At 62.8% G+C, this 19,473-nt stretch carries 23 protein-coding genes and 1 tRNA gene; 14 read left to right on the top strand and 10 right to left on the bottom strand.

Annotated features, from left to right (window positions below; genetic code table 11):
- Positions 1–108: 108 nt before the first annotated feature.
- The 3 genes from LRP30_RS44505 (at position 109) to LRP30_RS44495 (ending at position 973) form a co-directional block, all read left to right on the top strand.
- Positions 109–195: transfer RNA gene (locus LRP30_RS44505), tRNA-Leu, on the top strand.
- A 94-nt stretch (positions 196–289) separates the two neighbouring features.
- Complete coding sequence (locus LRP30_RS44500; protein WP_249758918.1) at positions 290–508, top strand: hypothetical protein; 219 nt, start codon at positions 290–292, stop codon at positions 506–508.
- Positions 509–790: 282 nt separating this feature from the next.
- Complete coding sequence (locus tag LRP30_RS44495) at positions 791–973, top strand: hypothetical protein (protein ID WP_249758917.1); 183 nt, start codon at positions 791–793, stop codon at positions 971–973.
- Between the two features lie 3 nt (positions 974–976).
- On the opposite strand, the gene LRP30_RS44490 is transcribed toward LRP30_RS44495, so the two are convergent.
- The gene (locus LRP30_RS44490; RefSeq protein ID WP_249758916.1) at positions 977–1,597 is read right to left on the bottom strand and encodes a hypothetical protein; all 621 of its coding nucleotides are present in this window, start codon (positions 1,595–1,597) and stop codon (positions 977–979) included.
- 156 nt (positions 1,598–1,753) lie between these two features.
- Here LRP30_RS44490 and LRP30_RS44485 point away from each other — a divergent pair, with 156 nt between their 5' ends.
- Positions 1,754–2,065: a hypothetical protein gene (locus tag LRP30_RS44485; protein WP_249758915.1), complete on the top strand. Its 312-nt coding sequence runs from the start codon at positions 1,754–1,756 to the stop codon at positions 2,063–2,065.
- Between the two features lie 264 nt (positions 2,066–2,329).
- Here LRP30_RS44485 and LRP30_RS45170 read toward each other — a convergent pair whose 3' ends face one another.
- Positions 2,330–2,464: a hypothetical protein gene (locus LRP30_RS45170; RefSeq protein WP_256477650.1), complete on the bottom strand. Its 135-nt coding sequence runs from the start codon at positions 2,462–2,464 to the stop codon at positions 2,330–2,332.
- On the opposite strand from LRP30_RS45170, the gene mauJ reads away from it, so the two are divergent.
- On the top strand, positions 2,436–3,680 hold the full coding sequence (mauJ, locus tag LRP30_RS44480) for a methylamine utilization protein MauJ (RefSeq protein WP_249758914.1): 1,245 nt from the start codon (positions 2,436–2,438) through the stop codon (positions 3,678–3,680). The genes LRP30_RS45170 and mauJ overlap by 29 nt on opposite strands.
- Before the next feature lie 314 nt (positions 3,681–3,994).
- Here the strand turns inward: mauJ and LRP30_RS44475 are convergent, their stop codons facing one another.
- Positions 3,995–4,468 (bottom strand): hypothetical protein, encoded by a 474-nt coding sequence (locus LRP30_RS44475; RefSeq protein WP_249758913.1) that lies wholly within the window; start codon positions 4,466–4,468, stop codon positions 3,995–3,997.
- Between the two features lie 25 nt (positions 4,469–4,493).
- Complete coding sequence (locus LRP30_RS44470) at positions 4,494–4,862, bottom strand: antibiotic biosynthesis monooxygenase family protein (protein ID WP_249758912.1); 369 nt, start codon at positions 4,860–4,862, stop codon at positions 4,494–4,496.
- Positions 4,863–4,956: 94 nt separating this feature from the next.
- On the opposite strand from LRP30_RS44470, the gene LRP30_RS44465 reads away from it, so the two are divergent.
- Positions 4,957–5,433, top strand: coding sequence for a MarR family winged helix-turn-helix transcriptional regulator (locus LRP30_RS44465; RefSeq protein WP_249758911.1), 477 nt, complete (start codon positions 4,957–4,959; stop codon positions 5,431–5,433).
- Between the two features lie 87 nt (positions 5,434–5,520).
- Here LRP30_RS44465 and LRP30_RS44460 read toward each other — a convergent pair whose 3' ends face one another.
- Positions 5,521–6,792, bottom strand: a complete 1,272-nt coding sequence (locus tag LRP30_RS44460; protein ID WP_249758910.1) for an MFS transporter — start codon at positions 6,790–6,792, stop codon at positions 5,521–5,523.
- A 280-nt stretch (positions 6,793–7,072) separates the two neighbouring features.
- Between LRP30_RS44460 and LRP30_RS44455 the strand changes: the two genes are divergently transcribed.
- The 8 genes from LRP30_RS44455 to ptsN all read left to right on the top strand — a co-directional run bounded on the left by LRP30_RS44455 (position 7,073) and on the right by ptsN (position 15,156).
- Positions 7,073–8,398 carry a UbiA family prenyltransferase gene (locus tag LRP30_RS44455; protein ID WP_249758909.1) on the top strand — a complete coding sequence of 442 codons (1,326 nt, stop codon included), beginning with the start codon at positions 7,073–7,075 and terminating at the stop codon, positions 8,396–8,398.
- Positions 8,399–8,511: 113 nt separating this feature from the next.
- A complete protein-coding gene (locus LRP30_RS44450) occupies positions 8,512–9,126 on the top strand; it encodes a ribonuclease D (protein ID WP_128940726.1) in 615 nt (204 codons plus the stop codon).
- A 144-nt stretch (positions 9,127–9,270) separates the two neighbouring features.
- Positions 9,271–10,005: an LPS export ABC transporter periplasmic protein LptC gene (lptC, locus tag LRP30_RS44445; RefSeq protein WP_128930441.1), complete on the top strand. Its 735-nt coding sequence runs from the start codon at positions 9,271–9,273 to the stop codon at positions 10,003–10,005.
- A gap of 5 nt (positions 10,006–10,010) precedes the next feature.
- On the top strand, positions 10,011–10,721 hold the full coding sequence (locus LRP30_RS44440) for an LptA/OstA family protein (protein WP_249758908.1): 711 nt from the start codon (positions 10,011–10,013) through the stop codon (positions 10,719–10,721).
- Positions 10,722–10,968: 247 nt separating this feature from the next.
- On the top strand, positions 10,969–11,967 hold the full coding sequence (gene lptB / locus LRP30_RS44435) for an LPS export ABC transporter ATP-binding protein (protein ID WP_249758907.1): 999 nt from the start codon (positions 10,969–10,971) through the stop codon (positions 11,965–11,967).
- A gap of 90 nt (positions 11,968–12,057) precedes the next feature.
- Positions 12,058–13,692, top strand: a complete 1,635-nt coding sequence (gene rpoN / locus LRP30_RS44430) for an RNA polymerase factor sigma-54 (protein ID WP_249758906.1) — start codon at positions 12,058–12,060, stop codon at positions 13,690–13,692.
- 189 nt (positions 13,693–13,881) lie between these two features.
- Positions 13,882–14,484, top strand: a complete 603-nt coding sequence (gene raiA / locus LRP30_RS44425) for a ribosome-associated translation inhibitor RaiA (RefSeq protein ID WP_128930437.1) — start codon at positions 13,882–13,884, stop codon at positions 14,482–14,484.
- A 210-nt stretch (positions 14,485–14,694) separates the two neighbouring features.
- Positions 14,695–15,156, top strand: coding sequence for a PTS IIA-like nitrogen regulatory protein PtsN (gene ptsN, locus LRP30_RS44420; protein ID WP_091882367.1), 462 nt, complete (start codon positions 14,695–14,697; stop codon positions 15,154–15,156).
- A 420-nt stretch (positions 15,157–15,576) separates the two neighbouring features.
- Here ptsN and LRP30_RS44415 read toward each other — a convergent pair whose 3' ends face one another.
- From LRP30_RS44415 to ugpA, 5 genes are all read right to left on the bottom strand, one after another.
- Entirely contained in the window at positions 15,577–15,849 is a 273-nt protein-coding gene (locus tag LRP30_RS44415) for a DUF1150 domain-containing protein (protein WP_035704148.1), read from the bottom strand.
- A gap of 50 nt (positions 15,850–15,899) precedes the next feature.
- The gene (locus tag LRP30_RS44410) at positions 15,900–16,325 is read right to left on the bottom strand and encodes an Hsp20 family protein (protein WP_091882361.1); all 426 of its coding nucleotides are present in this window, start codon (positions 16,323–16,325) and stop codon (positions 15,900–15,902) included.
- A gap of 310 nt (positions 16,326–16,635) precedes the next feature.
- The gene (locus LRP30_RS44405; RefSeq protein ID WP_249758905.1) at positions 16,636–17,718 is read right to left on the bottom strand and encodes a sn-glycerol-3-phosphate import ATP-binding protein UgpC; all 1,083 of its coding nucleotides are present in this window, start codon (positions 17,716–17,718) and stop codon (positions 16,636–16,638) included.
- A 20-nt stretch (positions 17,719–17,738) separates the two neighbouring features.
- A complete protein-coding gene (gene ugpE, locus LRP30_RS44400; protein WP_128930435.1) occupies positions 17,739–18,587 on the bottom strand; it encodes a sn-glycerol-3-phosphate ABC transporter permease UgpE in 849 nt (282 codons plus the stop codon).
- Positions 18,587–19,468, bottom strand: coding sequence for a sn-glycerol-3-phosphate ABC transporter permease UgpA (gene ugpA / locus LRP30_RS44395; RefSeq protein ID WP_128930434.1), 882 nt, complete (start codon positions 19,466–19,468; stop codon positions 18,587–18,589). Before ugpA ends, ugpE begins: the two co-directional genes overlap by 1 nt.
- Positions 19,469–19,473: the final 5 nt, after the last annotated feature.

Here is a 19,473-nt window from a genome sequence, read left to right as displayed (position 1 = left end):
ATCGGGCCGGTTTGCGATGCGCAATCGGCATCCCGAAACAGGCTTCACGCATGAATTGACAACGGCGTCACCGAACCGTAGTAACCGCCTCCGTGCCCCAAACGGCATGCCCAGGTGGTGGAATTGGTAGACGCGCTGGCTTCAGGTGCCAGTGGCTTAACGGCCGTGAAGGTTCGAGTCCTTTCCTGGGCACCATCCCCAACCCAAGTGGTTGAAATCGCTCATTTGCAGGGAAATTGAGCCGCTGACCGGTACACAAAACCGGGACACAGCGCGTATGAACTATCGAATGGCCTACCTCTCGAAAGATACTGACTCGTCGTTCTACAGCTTCAGGACGCGGACGCCTCTCGACGTCCTCAAAACCCTCGACAACGAGAGGGCACTTCTGACGTTCGAGGAGTGCATGGGAAGCCCCGCATTCGCCGTAACGGCGAAAATTGGAAACGAGATCAAGTTCTCCCTACGGACTCGCGACCATTCGATCGCCGACATTCGCAAGAACTAAGCCCGGGACATACTTGCCAGACTTTGGGCGGCGCGACGATCAGAGCCGCGGCAGCTGGGTCCTCATCCCACGAGAGTCCACGCCGGGCGCACGACGCGGACCGCCCGTCCCGCTTTTCCCCAAGCGGATAGCTGAAAGTTCAGGCGCGCGTTAGCGTCTAACGACTGCTTTTTCCTGCGCCCAATTTCCGGGACAGTTGATTCGGAAATGCCCATCCACTCTGTACGTGAAGATTTTCCGCTTCGCGTCGGGGGCCGCTCGCCAACTCAGGATGGTGCCGCCATGCCAAGCGCGATCTCTCTGGTGTTCATGAAGGTAGAGCCGGCCGCCCATCGCTTCCGTGGCGAGATCATCGGTCGCGACCCATTCGCCGGACTCGTGCACTTGATCACCAATGTGGCGATGATTGAGGCCGTGCTTGCAAACGTAGTGCAGATCAATCGGCATAGCGCTCGTCCTTTCTAAGGATTACCAACGGATTGAGATCTCGATAGCCGCAGGGCTAACGCCGTACGTCTTTGCCAAGCCCTGCTTTGCCTCATCGATCGTCAGCGCCCGAACGTCCTTCGACTTGGCGGCCTCCGATCCGACTTCTACGGAGCTTCCAGGCTTACTGGTGGACGCTGGAGGAGAAGGAGCGAGAGGTTCGGCCCAAAGTGCTCGATCTGCGAACCCATCGCCTACACCGCGTGGACCCCGTCCGTTTTCGTGGAACGGTGCGACCCAGTTCGGAAGGTCGCCCATTCCTGCCTTGTCCTGCGCAGATTGGTTCTCGTCGAAAATCTCCCGCATCGTCTGCTGGTCGAACATACTGACCATGTGATCGGCTCGATCGGGGGCGGTCGGTGCTACCACGACGACGAAATCGCTCTCATCGAGACCACTCCATTTCCCGTCGCGCTTCCCGAAAGATATGCGCCCGCCAGTGCTCGTTTTGATAACGCAACGAGCCTCCGTGCCATCGATCAGAAATTGGACGCGCTCTCCTCTGATGACACCCTGGCCAGATAGGAGCTTCAGCTGACCATACCTGCGCTCGAGGATCTTCCAGACGTCGGGCAAAACTTCCTGCTTAAGAACCTTTTTCATGTTTCCTTCCTGTGATTGGTCGCAATAACCTTTGGGTCGATGTGAGAAGTGATAGCAAAAAAATAAACAATAAACAAGGATACAAAAATAAACTTTGCAGAACCGTCCCTTCTCGGGGACGACCTCGCTGCCACGGAAGATCCGTTCAAGGTCGCAATGCGGCAGATCGCTGGTGTGTTCGCTCAACTCGAAAAGGCACGGCTGGTCGCCAAGTTGAAGGCCGCTCGTGACCGCAAGCGCGCCTCAGGCGTGAAGGTCGAAGGCCGCAAGAGCTACGCAGAGCTGGATCAGCGCGAGCACGGCGGTCAGATGATTGCCTTGGCGCGGAAGCTGCGGCGGCGATCCCCTAAAGCAGGACGACGGTCGTTGCGAGATATTTCCGCTGCACTTGCCGATGCCGGGTTCGTCAGCGAATCCGGGAAGCCCTACGCAGCCACCGCGGTCGCCAGGATGCTGGGTGAGCTGTGATCTTAGGGTCCGCAACATCCCCCGGTGTGGCGACAGGGCGCGAGCCTCTACATTTAGGTGTAGATTTCTCGGTAGACGCTATATGCTGGGACTCTCAGGCGCGATTCCCTGCCGGAGTCATTCTCAATGGCAGGGACAGGCGAAAGGACAGACCTAAGGGTTCTCGACGATGAATGTAGCGGCAAAGATCTCGGACCTCGAAGAAGACTCGGTCTTCCGGCGCGATATTCCGGACCACCGAGACGTCATCAAGGGCGAGCTGGCTCAGCGCGGAGAGTGGATCGTCGCCAACATCGCGACCACAAGTCCTTGGCCGATCGTCGCCCAGAAGGTGCAGTGGCGCGGGGTCGACATCTGGATCATGCCGGTGATGAAGGACTTCTTCCCGGCGGTCGCCATGATGGTCCCGCCCGGCAAAGCCCGGCACGAATGCGAGGAGCTGGTGATGCGCTTCATCTCCATGCTCAGCTGGGTCGAGGAGCGGGGTTACGCGGTCGAGGGCGGTGGTCTTGGCGGCGGAAGTCTCCCGAGTCCCATGGGACGCGACAAGCAGCGCGGCTTCATGATTTGCGACGAGTTCGACCTGTCCTACTTCCTCGAGGTCACCGCAGAGAAGGCGATGCTCGCCTTGGCGCTGATGCGGGAGGGGCGCAGCCTCAACCACGTCGGCTACGCATTCTTGTCGTTCTACAAGGTGCTCGAAACCGCCTTCCCGCGCGACGAGAAGCGCATTGCCTGGATCGCGGGCGCGATAGCCGACCTTGACGGCTTCGGGGTCAAGGAGGCAATCGACGGTATCAAGGCGCAGGGCTTCTCGACCGCCGAGGAGGTCAGTACGCACCTGTTCAAATCTGGCCGATGTGCCATGGCGCATGGCGCACGGAAGCCGATCGTTGACCCTGACATCCCGGGCGATCTCCGTCGGCTCGGGTCTGAGCTTCCGATCGTGCGGGCTCTCGCGATCAGGGCAATTGAGCAGGTTTTTGGCGTCGAAACTCGGGGTACGAACTTCAGGAAGCACCTCTACGAGCTGGCGGGCTTCAAGAAAATCTTGGGGCCTGAGATCGTGAAGTTCATGCAGGAAGGTAAGCCGCCCTCCGGTGATCCCGTCGTGGACGTGCCGGACATCAGCGTGCGCATTCGCCGAAAGGGGGCCTACGGCCCGCTCGAAGGTCTGCGGTGCAAACGCCTGGGCCATTCGGGCAGCGTCGTTCAGATGCACTTCGAGTCGCTTCAAGGGGACGTCACGTTCAGGTTTTTGCTCGACTTCGAGCAGGAGCGTATCGTCTTCGACGTGTTCAAGGATATCGGGGTGCGGGACACCGGCAGCGCTGACTCAGCGGAGCGGGTTCATGAAGTCAGGCGGTTCGAGCAGGATTATTTTGGCAATGGCCAGCTCCATATCGTCGAGGCCGACACTGGTGAGCTGATCGGACGCAAGGACGCCTTCATTCCGATGAACATGTATCTCGACGGCGCTGGTGCCAAAGCGGAGCTGGCGCGCTGGAAGGCCCTGGCGGGCCAGCGGCGGCGTCGTGATGAGGAATTTGCACGGCAGATGGAGCGCGACGCCATGGGTTACCAGGTGGAGGTGACCGTCGGCAGTTCGAACTGAGCTGCTTGTTTCCGGTACACAACACCGGTACACAGCACCTAGCCGGTAGGCTCCAATCCCCTAGAAAATAGGGCTATTTCAGTGGTGGCGACCCAGTCCTTTCCTGGGCACCACCCCCAACCCAAGTGGTTGAAATCGCTCATTTGCAGGGAAATTGAGCCGCTGACCGGTACACAAGGCCGGGACACAGCGTTCATGGACTCTAGGAGTCCCGGATCTCCAATTTCATCATCATTGCCTTTCGGAAATCGGGAGTCCGGCAATTCCGGACATGAGCGGGGCGGATCGATCGAGAGCGAGGTTGCGGGCGGTCCTCAGACCTTTGCCTTGGCGTCGAAGCGCCCGCCTGGGCCGGCGCGGAAGCGGCCCTTCATCTTGAAGCCATCCCGCATATTGAGACCGAGAAGAACGATGTTGGTGGCGCCGGCAAGCAGCTCGAGCGCCTGCACCGCGTAGAATGTCGAGTCGAACTCGGCGGCCTTCGCCTTGGAAGCTAGAAACAGGGCGGCAGGAATCAGAACCAGGACGCCGTTGCCGGCGATGAACGGCATCCGTTTGATCTTCGCACCGATCAGGCCAGCACGCCGCTCCTTGGCGAGGAAGAGCCCCGAGCCGCCCGTTACTGCCAGCGCCGGTACCAACAGCAGGAAGCCCCATGGGATGGCCGTTTTGACCATGGTCACGCTCGCGTGTGACGCGAGCATCTCCGCGAAAGCCGTGGAAAGCCAGAAGGTCGCAACAGTCGTCAGTGCGACCGCGCCCGCTATCGGGTGGATGATCTTGGTCATCGGATCCTGCCGTTTTCGAAGCGAGCTACGCGACGCAGATGCCGGGCACGGCGACCTTCTGGAACAGGTGCGGAGAGGCGACGGCGGACGAGGGATAGGCCGAGATCTTCGATCTGAACTCAGGGTGCGTGAACGCAGCCCGGAAGTGGGCGGTCGATTCCCAGACGGCATAGTTCAGATAGGTCGGGCTTTCGCCGATCGCGCGGTGAAGCTGGGTGGAGATGAAGCCCGGCTGCCGCTTCATGAAGGCAGCATCGTCCTGCCAGACCTGGAGGAAGCTCTGCTCGTCGGCCCTGTCGAGCGTGAAGACATTCACCAGCACGACGGGGCTGGTATCGATGCCGAGCTGACGATCGATCGGAAAGGCGGGGTCCAGTGGGCGTAGGTGCGACATGAAGCCTCCGTGAGGTTGGTTGCATGATGTCATTATGGTACGATGCTATATACCAACTTGACATTATAATGTCAATATAGATTTATGGTGACATATGCTGAAATCCGAACGCACGCCAACCGGCGATGCCCTGACCAACCTCATGCTTGACCTGTTCCGGCTGAACAGCCTGCTCTTGACCGCAGGCGACCGCTTGGTGGCCCGCCTCGGGCTCACCAGCGCCCGCTGGCAAATCCTCGGCGCCATCGTGCACGCAGAGCGCCCCCAGCCAGTCGCATGGATTGCCCGCGATCTGGGTGCCAATCGGCAGAACGTGCAGCGGATCGTCAACGACCTTCTCGCGGAAGGGCTTGTGGCGCTCGAGGCCAACCCGCATCACCGGCGAGCGCAACTTGTCGTCCTGACCGATAAGGGACGGCGCACTTTCGACGCTGCCATGGCTTTGCAGGCGCCGTGGGCCAACGGCCTTTCGGAAGGGCTCGCAGTCAAGGACCTGCAAGCCGTTCACCGTGTCGTCACGACGCTACGGAAGAAACTGGAGAGCAACGATGAGCCTGAAGAGCGAGGCTAGTCCAGCGGTTCGGACGATGACTTATTGGGATCGCCGAAGTATCGCCGCCACAACGGTGCCTCTGTAGTACAAATCAGCCCGCCGCCCTCACACCACCCGCTTCCCCGCCCGCTCCGCCACCGCCTTCTGCACAAAATACATCGCGACCAGCGAGACGATCGAGGTCGCGACGACGATGTAGCCTAGGCGGTCGAAATGGATCAGCGAGCCGTCCGCCTGCTGCGCGATGATGCCTGCGGCGAGCACCGAGCCGAGCCCGCCGGAGAGCTGCTGCAGCGAGGCGCTGACCGCGCTGAACGAGCCGCGCTGGCTCGGATCGGGGATCGCCGACATCAAGGCCTGCGACGGGATCATGCGCGAGAAGATGCCGACGAACATCAAGACGTTGACGAGGATCGCGGTCGCCAGCGAGACGTGGCCGAGATGGGTGTAGATCAGCACCATGATCACCGACACCACGCTGCCGAACACGAAGGTCGGGTATTTGCCGAACGCGTCGCTCGCCCTGCCAACCAGCGGCCCGGTGACGATGCTGAACAGGCCGGAGACGAGATAGATCGTCGGCAGATGCGTAATGTCGATGCCGAGATTGTGCACGGTGAAGGCGCTGGAGAACGGCATCAGCATGTAGCCGCCGGTCGCCAGCAGCGTCGTGACGGCGAAGGCCAGCGTATAGCGCGTCTGTCCGATCGTCGCGATCAGATGGCGGAACGGGCTTCTGTCCTGCTTCAATTTCAGGTGCGCATCGACCGGCTCCATGACCAGGGCGATGATCGCGATCGCGGCGATCGACACCACGACGATCGCGGCGAAGCAGACATGCCAGTTCCAGTGATTGGCGAGAAACAGCCCGGCGGGAATGCCGAGCACCTGGCTCGCGGCAAACGCGGTCTGGATGAAGCCCATCACGCGGCCGCGCAGTTGCAGCGGAAACAGGTCGGTGACGATGGCGAGCACGACCGAGCCGATCACGCCGCCGAACAATCCGGTCACGATCCTGCCGAGCAGCAGCACATGGTAGGTCTGCGCGGCGGCGCAGAGCATCGTTCCGAGCGTGAAGCCGACATAGAAGAACAAGAGCAAGCGCTTGCGATCGAAGCGATCGGCAAAGCCGGCGGCCAGGATGCCCGAGATCCCCGCGCTGAACGCGTAGGCTGACACCGCGACGCCGAACTGCCCGGCCGTGATGTTGAGCGAGGGCATCAGGATGGCGCCGAGCGGCGACATGATGATGAAATCGAGGATGATCGTGAACTGCGTGAACGCGAGCAGCGCGATGAGGAGCGCCTGATAGCGCGAAAAGCCGCGTTGGCGTTCCCTTGGGTCGTCGACGGGCGCGGCGAGCGTCTGTTCGGTCATAGTACCTGATTCAGGGTGAGGGCGACGGGGACGCGAGAAACTGGCAGATAGGGTGGGCTGGGACGATGTCCACAGGGCGCAAGGCAAAAGCTCTGCCGGAACAGGACGCGCGCGCGGGTTGTGGGATTTGGGCAACAGGGCCTTCGGCGGGAGACCGTCCGCCCCTCTTACGGCGAGTTAAGCCGCCCTTAGCGAATGCCGCTTAGGCTCGCGGCCATCCATTTCCCCTGCTCCCCGGCCTTTGGGCCGGTCATTTGGCGGCAAGTAAGAGCATTTTCGGATGGAGCAGCCTGCCCGGCAGTACGATTCTAGCGACCCGGCACCGTCGGCGATTGCGGCGGCTGGGCGGACGCTTGTCGTCGATCTGGAAGGCGCGCTGCTGCGTTCCGAACTGCTGATGGAAGCGCTGTTCAGCGCGCCTGGACGCATGCTGGCCCGCTTCGGCGCAGGCGGACGGGCGGGCATGGCGGCGCTCACGGAAATCCTGGCGCGGGCCGAGATCGACTATGCCCATCTGCCCTATGATTCCGATGTGCTGAACCGAGCGCTGGCGGCGCGGGCGCGGGGCGCGAAGATCTATCTCGTCGCCGGACGTTTCGTCGATCATGCGACGGGCATTGCCGCGCATCTTGGTTTTGACGGCGTCGTGACGCCGGCCGATCTTGCTGCGGGCAACACGTTGACGTTCGATCGCGGCGCGGTCGAGCGCATCGACAACCGAGGCGGAAGTCGCGTCAGCCTAAAAACCTGGGCCAAGGCGCTGCGCATCTATCAATATGCCAAGAACACGCTGGTGTTCGTGCCGGCGCTCACCGCGCATCAGCTGAACCTTTCGACGCTCGGCTATGCGCTGCTGGCGTTCATGGCGTTCTCGGCCTGCGCGTCGGGCGCCTATCTGATGAACGATCTCCTGGATCTCGCGGCCGATCGGCAGCATCCGACCAAGCGCCATCGCGCGCTCGCGGCCGGCGATTTGCCGATCTCCTCGGCGCTATCAGCGATTCCTGCGCTGTGGCTGTTCGCGCTCGTCGCCGGCCTCTGCATCTCGCCCCTCTTCCTCGGCGTGCTCGGCGCCTACCTCGTCACCACGATCGGCTATTCGCTCGCGCTCAAGCGCAAGATGCTGGTCGACGTGGTGACGCTGGCGGGCCTCTACAGCTTGCGCATCATCGCCGGCGCCGTCGGCGTCGGCGTGGTGCTGTCGGAATGGCTGTTGATCTTCTCGCTGTTCGTGTTCACCTCGCTGGCGCTGATCAAGCGCTTCAGCGAGCTCAGCATGCGCGAGAGCGCCGGCCTCGCCGATCCCTCCAACCGCGACTACAGGATCACCGATCTGCATGTCATCGCCGCGATGGCGGCGGCGAGCGCGATGAACGCGGTGACCGTGTTCTCGCTCTACGTCTCCTCCTCCGCAGTGACGCCGCTCTACAGCCGCCCCTGGATGCTATGGCTGCTCAACCCGCTGCTGCTCTACTGGTTCGGCCGCGCCCTGATGATGGCGCATCGCCGCGAGATGCCTGACGATCCGATTCTCTACGCTTTCCGCGACGGCCCCAGCCGCATCACGGTGGCGGCGATGATCTGCATCATGCTGGCGGCGATCTGACCGGCCCGTAAGGTCACGGCCGGCGCTTGCGCGGCGTGCTGCGAGTGGATACATCGCGGGTAATCCCGATTAGCCTATTCTGCCGACCGACCGATTCGAGGTTTTGAAACGCCATGACCGTACGCCTGCATCGCGGCGACCTGCCCGACTTGTCCCGCTACACCGGAGCGGTGGCGATCGACACCGAGACCATGGGGCTGAACCCGCACCGCGACCGGCTCTGCGTGGTGCAGCTCTCGCCCGGCGACGGCAGTGCCGACGTGGTGCAGATCCCCAAGGGCCACACCGACGCGCCGAATCTGAAGGCGCTGCTGGCCAATCCCGCTATCACCAAGATCTTCCACTTCGGGCGGTTCGACATCGCGGTGCTGTACCAGACCTTCGGGGTCATGACCGGGCCGATCTACTGCACCAAGATCGCCTCCCGCCTGACCCGCACCTATACCGACCGCCATGGCCTGAAAGACCTCGTGCGCGAGGTGCTCAACATCGACCTCTCCAAGCAGCAGCAGTCCAGCGACTGGGGCTCCGACAGCCTGACCGAGCCGCAGCTCGCCTATGCCGCCTCCGACGTGCTGCATCTGCACGGCTTGCGCGAGCGGCTCGATGCCATGCTGGTGCGGGAAGGCCGCACCCAGCTGGCTCAGGCCTGTTTCGACTTCCTGCCGACCCGCGCCCTGCTCGACCTGCAGGGTTGGGCGGAAGAGGACATTTTCGCGCATTCCTGACGCCTCCTGTGGTCGCCAGGTTCAGGGCTGCCGCCCCGTTTCGGACACTTTCGTAACGGCCTGTCGCCGGCTGCATATTTCGGCGGCGTCGGGTACAATGGGGCGCCTTCGACTGGACAAGGTTAGCGACACGCTGGAGCAGCGGTGAACTCGGCCCAGAATCCCACCTACGACGCCGCGCTTGCGGCGAAGTTTGCCAGCGCGGCGCGCCACAGCCGCCTGGTGCGGATTCTGCGTGTCGCGGTGCCGGGCGCGGTGCTGCTGTCCATGGCCGCCATCGTCGGCGTGTCGGTCTTCAATCCGTTCCGCATGCTGATGCCGAAGCTGCCGCTCGATTCCGGAAACATGGTGGTGTCGGGCACCAAGATCACGATGGAATCGCCGCATCTCGCCGGCTTCACCCCGGACCAGCGGCCCTACGAGCTCTGGGCCAAGACCGCGACGCAGGACATCACCGATCCCGATCACGTCGATCTCGCCGACCTGCGCGCGAAGGTCCTGATGGAGGATCAATCCACCCTGTTCCTCGACGCTCGCACCGGCCGTTTCGACAACAAGCAGCAGCAGCTCGATCTGCACAAGGACATCTTGCTGCGTACCTCCACCGGCTACGAGGCGCGGCTGAACTCCGCCTTCGTCGACATGAACAAGGGCACGGTCACTTCCGACGAGCGCGTCGACGTCAAGCTGACCAACGGCACGCTGACTGCGGACCGGCTGCGGATCACTGAGGGCGGCGATCTCATCCGCTTCGAGGGCAACGTGGTGATGCACCTCGACAAGCTGGACGACACCGCCGCCGCGCAGCCTGCGCCACCCGATCCAGCGCCACCTGCGAAGACGCGCACGCCTCAGAACAAGTCTGCCAATTCAAAGTGATTTTCATGATCAGTTTTTTTTCGCGCAACGACAACAAGCGGAGCGCCATCATCAACGCGGCCGCGCTTGCCGCCACCGTCGTGCTGATGGCAACAGGTGGCGCGGTCGCACAGAGCACGATGCAAGGCGTGCCCAACGCGATGCAGGGCTTTTCGCAAAACCGCGATCAGCCGATCCAGATCGAGGCCGCCTCGCTCGAGATGCGCGACAAGAAGAAGGAGGCGACCTTCGCCGGCAATGTGAAGGTCGTGCAGGGCGACACCACCATGACCTCGAAAACGCTTGTGGTGTTTTACGAGTCGAGCGGCGGCGACAAGCCGGCCACGCCGCAGCCCGCGGCGAAGGGCGCGAAGGCGGCGCCGATGCAGTCGGCAACGCCCGGTCCGGGCGGCAGCTCCGCGATCAAGCGGCTGGAGGCGCGCGGCAATGTCGTGGTCACCCAGAAGGACCAGGTGGTAACGGGCGAGACCGCCGTGTTCGATACCAAGACCAACCTCATCACCATGATCGGCGGCGTGGTCTTGACGCAGTGCAAGAACGTGCTGCGCGGCGACCGTCTGATGGTCGACATGACGACCGGCGTCTCACGTGTGGAATCCGACAGCGGCCGCGTTCAGGCCCTGCTGCCGCAGGGCGGCAGCAGTGATTGCGGCCAGGGCGCCAAACCCGGCACGGCGCCGCCTTTGCAGTTACCGGGCGCAAGTAAACAAAAGTAAATTCAAGCACTTGTGTCGGATGCTCCCGATCCGAGGTTGAAGCTTGCCCGGCAAGACTGTATCTAGCGCGAAGGGCTTTCGAAGCGGGGTTCGCCGCTTTTCGGGCGTGTTTCACTGGGCATGAGACATCCCTTCACCCACGCTGCACCGGCGGATCACAAGGCCGGGGTGGCAGATCGCGGGATCACGCGCGGATCATCGTGCAGGATTGTCGTGCAGGATCGTCGTGAAAGGCTAGAAGGCGGGGATGGTCGATCTCTTCAGCATGTTCCGTCGGCGCCCCGCCAAACGCGGCCGGCCAGGGTTTGCGCGTCAGGACATCACCGCGCTCGGTGACAACGTTGGCGGTCTCGTGACCAGCCCGGTGCGGGACGCGCCGCCGCTCGCCCGTGACCAGGCGATGCGGGCGCCCGACCAATTCCAGGGCGACTATCAAGCCGAGCCGCCGCGTCCGCAGGCGGTTCACCCCGTCAGGGCCGCCGGCAGGTCCAATGGAACGGGCGGACCGCAGCTGCTGCGGCGGCCCGGCTTCCTGGCTGTGCATAGCGTGGAAAAGGCCTTCGGCAGCCGCCAGGTGGTGCGCGGCGTCAGCATCTATGTGCGCCGTGGCGAAGCCGTCGGCCTGCTCGGCCCGAACGGCGCCGGCAAGACCACCGTGTTCTACATGATCACCGGCCTGATCAAGGCCGATCGCGGCGCCATCGAGCTCGACGGCCACGACGTCACGAAACTCCCGATGTATCAGCGCGCGCGGCTCGGCATCGGCTATCTGCCGCAGGAGGCCTCGATCTTCCGCGGCCTCACCGTCGAGCAGAACATCCGCGCCGTGCTCGAAGTGGTCGAGCCCTCGCGCAAGAAGCGGGAGCAGCAGCTCGATTCGCTGCTCGACGAGTTCAACATCACGCGCCTGCGGAAATCGCCGTCGATCGCGCTATCAGGCGGTGAGCGCCGCCGCGTCGAGATCGCGCGCGCGCTGGCGACGCGGCCGAACTACATGCTGCTCGACGAGCCCTTCGCCGGCATCGATCCGATCGCGGTCGGCGACATCCAGGACCTCGTCCGCCATCTCACCAATCGCGGCATCGGAGTCTTGATCACCGACCACAATGTGCGCGAGACGCTCGGCCTCACCGATCGTGCCTACATCGTCTATGCCGGTGAAATCCTGACCGAGGGTACCCCGGATGAGATCGTCGCCGATCCAGACGTGCGCCGGCTTTACCTTGGCGAGGAATTCCGCCTCTAGCCCGTTTTTGCGTTTCGTCAAGACGTGTACATCGGGCCCGGACTAGGGTAAGCAAAAATCGGACCAATTTTTGGGAACGGTTCTTGCTTCATGGCGCTCACGCAGAGATTAGAGTTCCGGCAATCGCAGTCGCTGGTCATGACGCCGCAGCTGATGCAGGCGATCAAGCTGCTGCAATTGTCCAATCTCGATCTCACGACCTTCGTGGAGGAGGAACTCGAGCGTAACCCGCTGCTGGAGCGGGCCAATGACGAAGCCGGCGGCGAAGCTTCCGCCGACGCCGGCCAGTACGGCGAGGAGGCCCGCGGCCAAGACGATGGTAACGGCGACAGTTTTGGCGACGACGGCTTTGGTGGCAGCGCGGAGGCCTTCGAGCCCGGCCAGGAAGAATGGATGAGCAAGGATCTCGGCACCCGCGCCGAGATCGAGCAGACCCTGGACACCGGCCTCGACAACGTCTTCTCCGAGGAGCCGGCCGAGGCGGCTGCGCGCAACGCCCAGGACGCCGCGCCGACCACCTATACCGAATGGGGTGGCGGCGCCTCGGGTGACGAAGACTACAATCTCGAAGCTTTTGTCGCGGCCGAGACGACGTTGTCGGATCATCTCGCCGAGCAACTCTCGGTCGCCTTCACCGCGCCGGCGCAGCGCATGATCGGCCAGTACCTGATCGACCTCGTCGATGAGGCCGGCTACCTGCCGCCGGATCTCGGCCAGGCCGCCGAGCGTCTCGGCGCATCGCAACAGGATGTCGAGGACGTCCTTGCCGTGCTGCAAAAATTCGATCCGCCCGGCGTCTGTGCGCGCAATTTGAGCGAATGCCTGGCGATCCAGCTGCGCGAGCTCGACCGCTACGATCCGGCCATGCAGGCGCTGGTCGAGCATCTCGATCTCCTCGCCAAGCGCGACATCGCGTCCTTGCGCAAGCTTTGCGGCGTCGACGACGAGGACATCGCCGACATGATCGGCGAGATCCGCCGCCTCAATCCCAAGCCCGGTATGAAGTTCGGCTCGGCGCGGCTCCAGACCATGGTGCCCGACGTCTATGTCCGCCCGGGTCCCGACGGCGGCTGGCACGTCGAGCTCAACAGCGACACCCTGCCGCGCGTGCTGGTCAACCAGACCTACTATTCCGAGCTGTCGAAGAAGATCGGCAAGGACGGCGACAAGTCCTACTTCACCGATGCGCTTCAGAACGCGACCTGGCTGGTGCGCGCGCTCGACCAGCGCGCCCGCACCATCCTGAAAGTTGCAACCGAGATCGTGCGCCAGCAGGACGGCTTCTTCACCCATGGCGTGGCACACTTGCGGCCGCTCAATCTCAAGGCCGTCGCCGATGCCATCCAGATGCATGAATCCACAGTGTCGCGCGTCACCGCCAACAAATACATGGCGACCAATCGCGGCACGTTCGAGCTGAAATATTTCTTCACGGCCTCGATCGCCTCGGCCGACGGCGGCGAGGCGCATTCCGCCGAAGCCGTTCGCCACCACATCAAGCAGCTGATCGATGCGGAAGAGCCCACGGCGATCCTGTCGGATGACACCATCGTGGAACGCTTGCGCGCCTCGGGCATTGATATTGCCCGCCGCACGGTCGCGAAGTACCGCGAAGCCATGCGTATACCCTCCTCGGTGCAACGCCGCCGCGACAAGCAGAGTGCCCTTGGTAACGTCCTCTCCACCGCAATGTCCGATCGTTCCCGCAACACCGAGCCGGCCTGATTGCGCCGGGGCGAAATCGCGCTACTCTCACCTCCCCATTGAGACCGATCCAAGCATGCGCATGATCCGGAAAAGGTTTTCCCTCCCGACAAATGCGGAACGCGTTTGCGGGGAGATCATGCGCAGGGAACAACTTCAGCTGCGGTGATCCGTCATCGCAGCTGAGGCGCAAACCAAGCGAGGCATCACATGACTCTCCGGATTTCGGGCAAGAGCATCAACGTCGGCGAGGCCCTGCGCGGCCGCGTTGCCGACCGCACCGACGAGGTGCTGCGCAAATATTTCGACGGCAACTATTCCGGCCACATCACGCTGAGCAAGGACGGCTTCGGCTTCCGCACCGATTGCGCGCTGCACCTCGATTCGGGAATCACCCTGGAAGCCGATTCGAACGCGCCGGATGCCTATGCCAGCGCCGACCAGGCGCTGCTGATGATCGAGAAGCGGCTGCGCCGCTACAAGAACCGCCTCAAGGACCGTTCCGCCCGCAAGGCCCATGCCGCCACCGAGGCGATGGCTGCGCTCAATGCCACGAGCTATGTGCTCGAGGCGCCCGAGGGCGAGGACGAGGTCTCCGGCTACAGCCCCGTGATCATCGCGGAGCAAACCACCTCGCTCAAGTCGCTGTCGGTCAGCGAGGCCGTCATGGAACTCGACCTCAGCGGGGCGCCTTGCCTGGTGTTCCAGCACGGCTCCTCGGGCCGGGTGAACATCATTTACCGCCGCGCCGACGGCAATGTGGGCTGGATCGACCCTCCGGGCGGCAAAACAGACCGCAAGGTGGACGGTTAATGGTTCCGTATCCTCCGCAAGCCTTAACAATGACCGTGGGCAAAGCCGCACGCGGGAGTTGGCACCGGGATTGCGTTGGAGTAGAAGCGCCCCACATCAGGACCGGGGCTAAGTCCCCCTCCTGCTTCATGTTATTGACACCGGCTCAGCTTGGTCTTCCAAGATGGCCAAATCGGAACCTGACGGTTTAATTCACCTCGGAAAGCTTCCATGCCGATTACCGATCTGGTCGCACCCGAGGCGATTCTCCCGGCATTGAAAGTCAACAGCAAGAAGCAAGCCTTGCAGGAACTCGCGGCCAAGGCCGCCGAGCTGACCGGGCAGAACGAGCGCTCCGTCTTCGAGGTGCTGCTTCAGCGCGAGAAGCTCGGCACCACCGCAGTCGGCTATGGCGTTGCCATTCCCCACGGCAAGCTGCCCAAGCTCGACAAGATCTTCGGCCTGTTCGCGCGCCTCGATCGCCCGATCGATTTCGAATCGATGGACGGCCAGCCGGTCGATCTCGTCTTCCTGCTGCTCGCTCCCGAAGGCGCCGGCGCCGACCATCTCAAAGCCCTCGCCCGCATCGCCCGCCTGCTGCGCGACCAGGACATCGCCAAAAAACTCCGCGCCTCGCGTGACGCCCAGGCGATCTATTCGGTGCTGGCGCTGCCGCCGGCGACGGCGGCCTGAGCGTCACTGCGAGCGCAGCTCTCTCAACACCGTCATTGCCGACTGTAAGGGAGCGTGCCCCGGACGCAGCGCAGCGCTTCCCTCGCGATGCGAAGCATCGTCGAGTGCGGTGCGCCGCAGAGCTGGGGCCCACGTCTCCACATTGTGCGTGTTGCTTTCTGGGTCCCGGCTCTGCGCCGCAACGTTTCCTGCTGCACCGCGTCCGGGACACGAGAGTTGAGCACCCTGTAGCTTCACACTCCGTCATTGCGAGCGAAGCGAAGCAATCCAGAATCTTTCCGCGGAGGGATTCTGGATTGCTTCGTCGCTTCGCTCCTCGCAATGACGATGCCGAGACGATATCGCTCGAAATGAAAACGGGCACGCCTTCGCGTGAAGGCATGCCCGCTTGAAACTCTACTCGTGCGAACGCGCGTGCGCTCAGTGCACGCTCACCGCTTGCAGCTCGTTGCTCCAGGCGTTGGCGATCGCGGCTTCCCGGCTGTCGGTCAGCATGATCGGCGTGCCGTCGGCGGCGTGGAGCGCGAAGAGCTTGAGGCCCGGCGCAATCTTGGGCGCCTCGGGGAACAGGTCCGGCACGTCCTCGGAGCGGATCTGCTTCACATAGGCGATATGACCTTCGCCGAGTGTTGCCAGCGTCTCCGGAGAGACATTCTTGGCTTCATATTCGAACGCAACGTGACCTTCACTCATGGTCTCGACTCCTCTGGAACACTAAGCGGTCGAGTCCGCTACTCGTTCCATTATTCGTGCTCATTGATAGCGATTGTCTTAACGATCCTCTCCGGTTCAGGCCGGGCCAGATCGATCGACAACAGCCCGTTCTTCAGATCCGCGCCCAGCACCTGCATCCCCTCCGCCAGCACGAAGGTGCGCTGGAAGTGGCGCGCGGCGATGCCGCGATGGATGTATTGCCGGGTCTTGTCGTCCTGCTGCCGCCCGCGGATCACGAGCTGGTTTTCCTCAATGGTTACATCGAGTTGGTCGCGGGTGAATCCGGCGACCGCCAGCGTGATGCGCAAACGCTCGGGCTGGCCATCCGCGCGGTCGCACCTCTCGATATTGTAGGGAGGATAACCGTCGGCGCCTTTGACGACCCGATCGAGCACGCGCTCGATCTCGTCGAAGCCCAGCAGAAAGGGACTGGAGAGCGTTGGAACACGAGACATAGTTTACAAAGTCCTCGCAGAAGCGACTTTGGTGTTTCAGGGCCCGGAAGCGGCACCCCTTGGTCAGCAATATGGGCATATCCCCGAGGCGGTTCAAGCAGGTAGCCGGGGAGGCTGTGGATGGGCCTTTCCGGGCGTCATGGCCGGGCTTGTCCCGGCCATCCACGATCTTACCCGCGGCGCCAAGAACGTGGATGCCCGGGACAAGCCCGGGCATGACGAGTCTCGATTTATCGTAACGAAAACAAGCCCCTTCTACTGTGCATGGGGTTGTTTTCGCACTTTTTGGTTGGCCGGCTCCTGGAACCGGTCAGGCCTCGATCCGCTTGCGCCCGTCGCCGCTGAACAGGTGCAGCTTCGACCGCACCGCCGCGACGCGGATGTTCTGGCCGATCGCCGGCGCTTCGGTTCCGGGAATGCGGACGATGACCTCGCCCGGCGGCAGCTCGCCGGGGGTCGCGGCGACGCGCTGCTCCTCCTGCTGGCGCGAGCCGTAGACGAAGGTTTCGGCACCGACTCGCTCGATCGCTTCAACTGTCAGCGGCAACGCGACGCCGCCGGCGGGCGTCTGGTCGGTGATGACGAAGTCCTCCGGGCGGATGCCTAGGATGCCGGCCTCGCCTACACCATTGAGCTGCGATCTGATCTCGTCAGGGCGCGTCGACATCAGATTCATCGGCGGTGCTCCGATGAAAGAGGCGACGAAGGTGGTCGCCGGCTTCTCGTAGATCGCGAGGGGGTTGCCGACCTGCTCGACCTGGCCGCCGTTCATCACCACCAGGATGTCGGCGAGCGTCATCGCCTCGAGCTGGTCATGGGTGACATAGATCGACGTGGTGTTGAGGCGGCGCTGCAATTTGCGGATCTCGACCCGCATCGCGATGCGCAGCTTGGCGTCGAGATTGGAGAGCGGCTCGTCGAACAGAAACACTTTTGGCTGACGCACGATGGCGCGGCCCATGGCGACGCGCTGGCGCTGGCCGCCGGAGAGCTGGCGCGGCTTGCGCTCCAGCATGGCGGAGAGCTCGAGCACGCGCGCGGCTTCCTCGACGCGGGTCTTGATCTCGGCTTCCGCCATGCCGCGGTTGCGCAGGCCGTAGGCCATGTTGTTGTAGACGCTCATATGCGGATAGAGCGCGTAGTTCTGGAACACCATCGCGATGTCGCGATCGGCCGGCTCGATCTGGTTGACGACGCGGCCGCCGATGTCGATCTCGCCGCCGGTGACGGTCTCCAGCCCCGCGACCATGCGCAGCAATGTGGACTTGCCGCAGCCCGAGGGGCCGACCAGTACGCAGAACTGGCCGTCGCCGACATCGACGTCGACGCCCTTGATGGCTTCGAAGCCGCCGGGATAGGTCTTGCGGACGCTGCGCAGGGTGACGTTAGCCATGAAAACTCATTTCCAAGAACCTACTTTTCCGTCTCGACCAGTCCGCGCACGAACAGCTTCTGCATGGCGACGACGACGAACACCGGCGGCAGCATGGCCAGCACGGCGGTTGCCATCACGATCGGCCATTCGGTGAGTGCGTCGCTGGTGGTGATCATCTTGCGGATGCCGATCTGGATCGTCTGCATGTCGTCGCGGGTGGTGATCAGCAGTGGCCAGAGATATTGATTCCAGCCGAGGATGAACAGGATCACGAACAGCGCGGCCATGTTGGTGCGCGACAGCGGCAGCAGCGTATCCCAGAAGAAGCGCAAGGGGCCGGCGCCGTCGATGCGCGAGGCTTCCAAAAGTTCGTCCGGCACCGTCATGAAGAACTGGCGGAACAGCAGCGTTGCGGTGGCCGACGCGATCAGCGGCAGTGACAGGCCGGCATAGCTGTCGAGCATGTGCAGATCGGCGACGATCTTGTAGGTCGGATAGATGCGCACCTCGACCGGCAGCATCAGGGTGATGAAGATGAGCCAGAAGATCGGCATCCGGAACGGAAAGCGGAAATAGACGATCGCATAGGCTGAGATGATCGAGATCGCGATCTTGCCGACCGCGATCAAGAGCGCCATCACCAGCGAGTTCAGCATCATGTTGCCGACCGGCTCGCGGGTCGAGCCGCTCGTGCCGACGAAGATGGTCTGGTAGTAAGTCTGGAAGAAATGGCCGCCGGGCAGCAGCGACATCTGTCCGTTCGCGATCAGGGCGTTGTCCTGGGTCGAGGCGACGATCGCGATGTAGACGGGGAACGCGACGATCGCGATCCCGATCCAGAGGATGATATGAGCGACGTAGCGCCTGATGCCCTCTTGCTCGACCATCAGTAGGTCACCTTGCGTTCGACGAAGCGGAACTGGATTCCCGTCAGCACGATCACCATGATCATCAGGATCACCGATTGCGCCGCGGAGCTGCCGAGATTGCCGCCGAGCAGGCCGTCGGAATAGACCTTGTAGACCAGCGTCTCCGTCGACTTGCCGGGACCGCCGCGGGTCATGGTGTCGATGATGCCGAAGGTGTCGAAGAAGGCGTAGACGATGTTGACGACCAGCAGGAAGAAGATGGTCGGCGACAGCAGCGGGAACGTCACGGTCCAGAATCGGCGCATCGGGCGCGCGCCGTCGATCGCGGCCGCCTCAAGCACGCTTCTCGGGATGCTCTGAAGGCCGGCGAGGAAGAACAGGAAGTTGTAGGAGATCTGCTTCCAGGCGGCGGCGAGGATGATCAGCGTTGCGGCCTGGTCGCCGTCGAGCAGCGGATTCCAGTCGACGCCCAAGGCGCGCACATAGCGCGAGAGCACACCCAGCGAGGGGTGCAGCATGAAGATCCAGAGCACGCCGACGACCGGCGGCGCCACCGCATAGGGCCAGATCAAGAGCGTGCGGTAGAGCATCGAGCCGCGCAGCGGCTTGTCCGCCATCACCGCGAGCAGCAGCGCAAACGACAGCGACGAGACTGCGATGGCGAACGAGAAGAAGAAGGTCCGCACGATCGCCTCGAAATAGGCGCGGTCCTTCAGAAGTTCGAGATAATTGTCGAACCAGACGAAGCTGGTCGAAAGACCGAAGGCGTCCTGGAGCAGGTAGGACTGGATCACCGCCTGCAAGGCCGGCCAATAGAAGAAAATCAGCACGATCGCGAGCTGCGGCGCAACCAGCGCGTAGGGCAATAGCTTCGATTGGAAAATGGCTTGCTTTTGCATGATGC

This window comes from Bradyrhizobium sp. C-145 (assembly GCF_023375135.1).
Taxonomy (GTDB): Bacteria; Pseudomonadota; Alphaproteobacteria; order Rhizobiales; family Xanthobacteraceae; genus Bradyrhizobium; species Bradyrhizobium zhanjiangense.
Note: the sequence above shows the minus strand (reverse complement) of the source record. Positions and strands in the feature narration are given on the sequence as shown.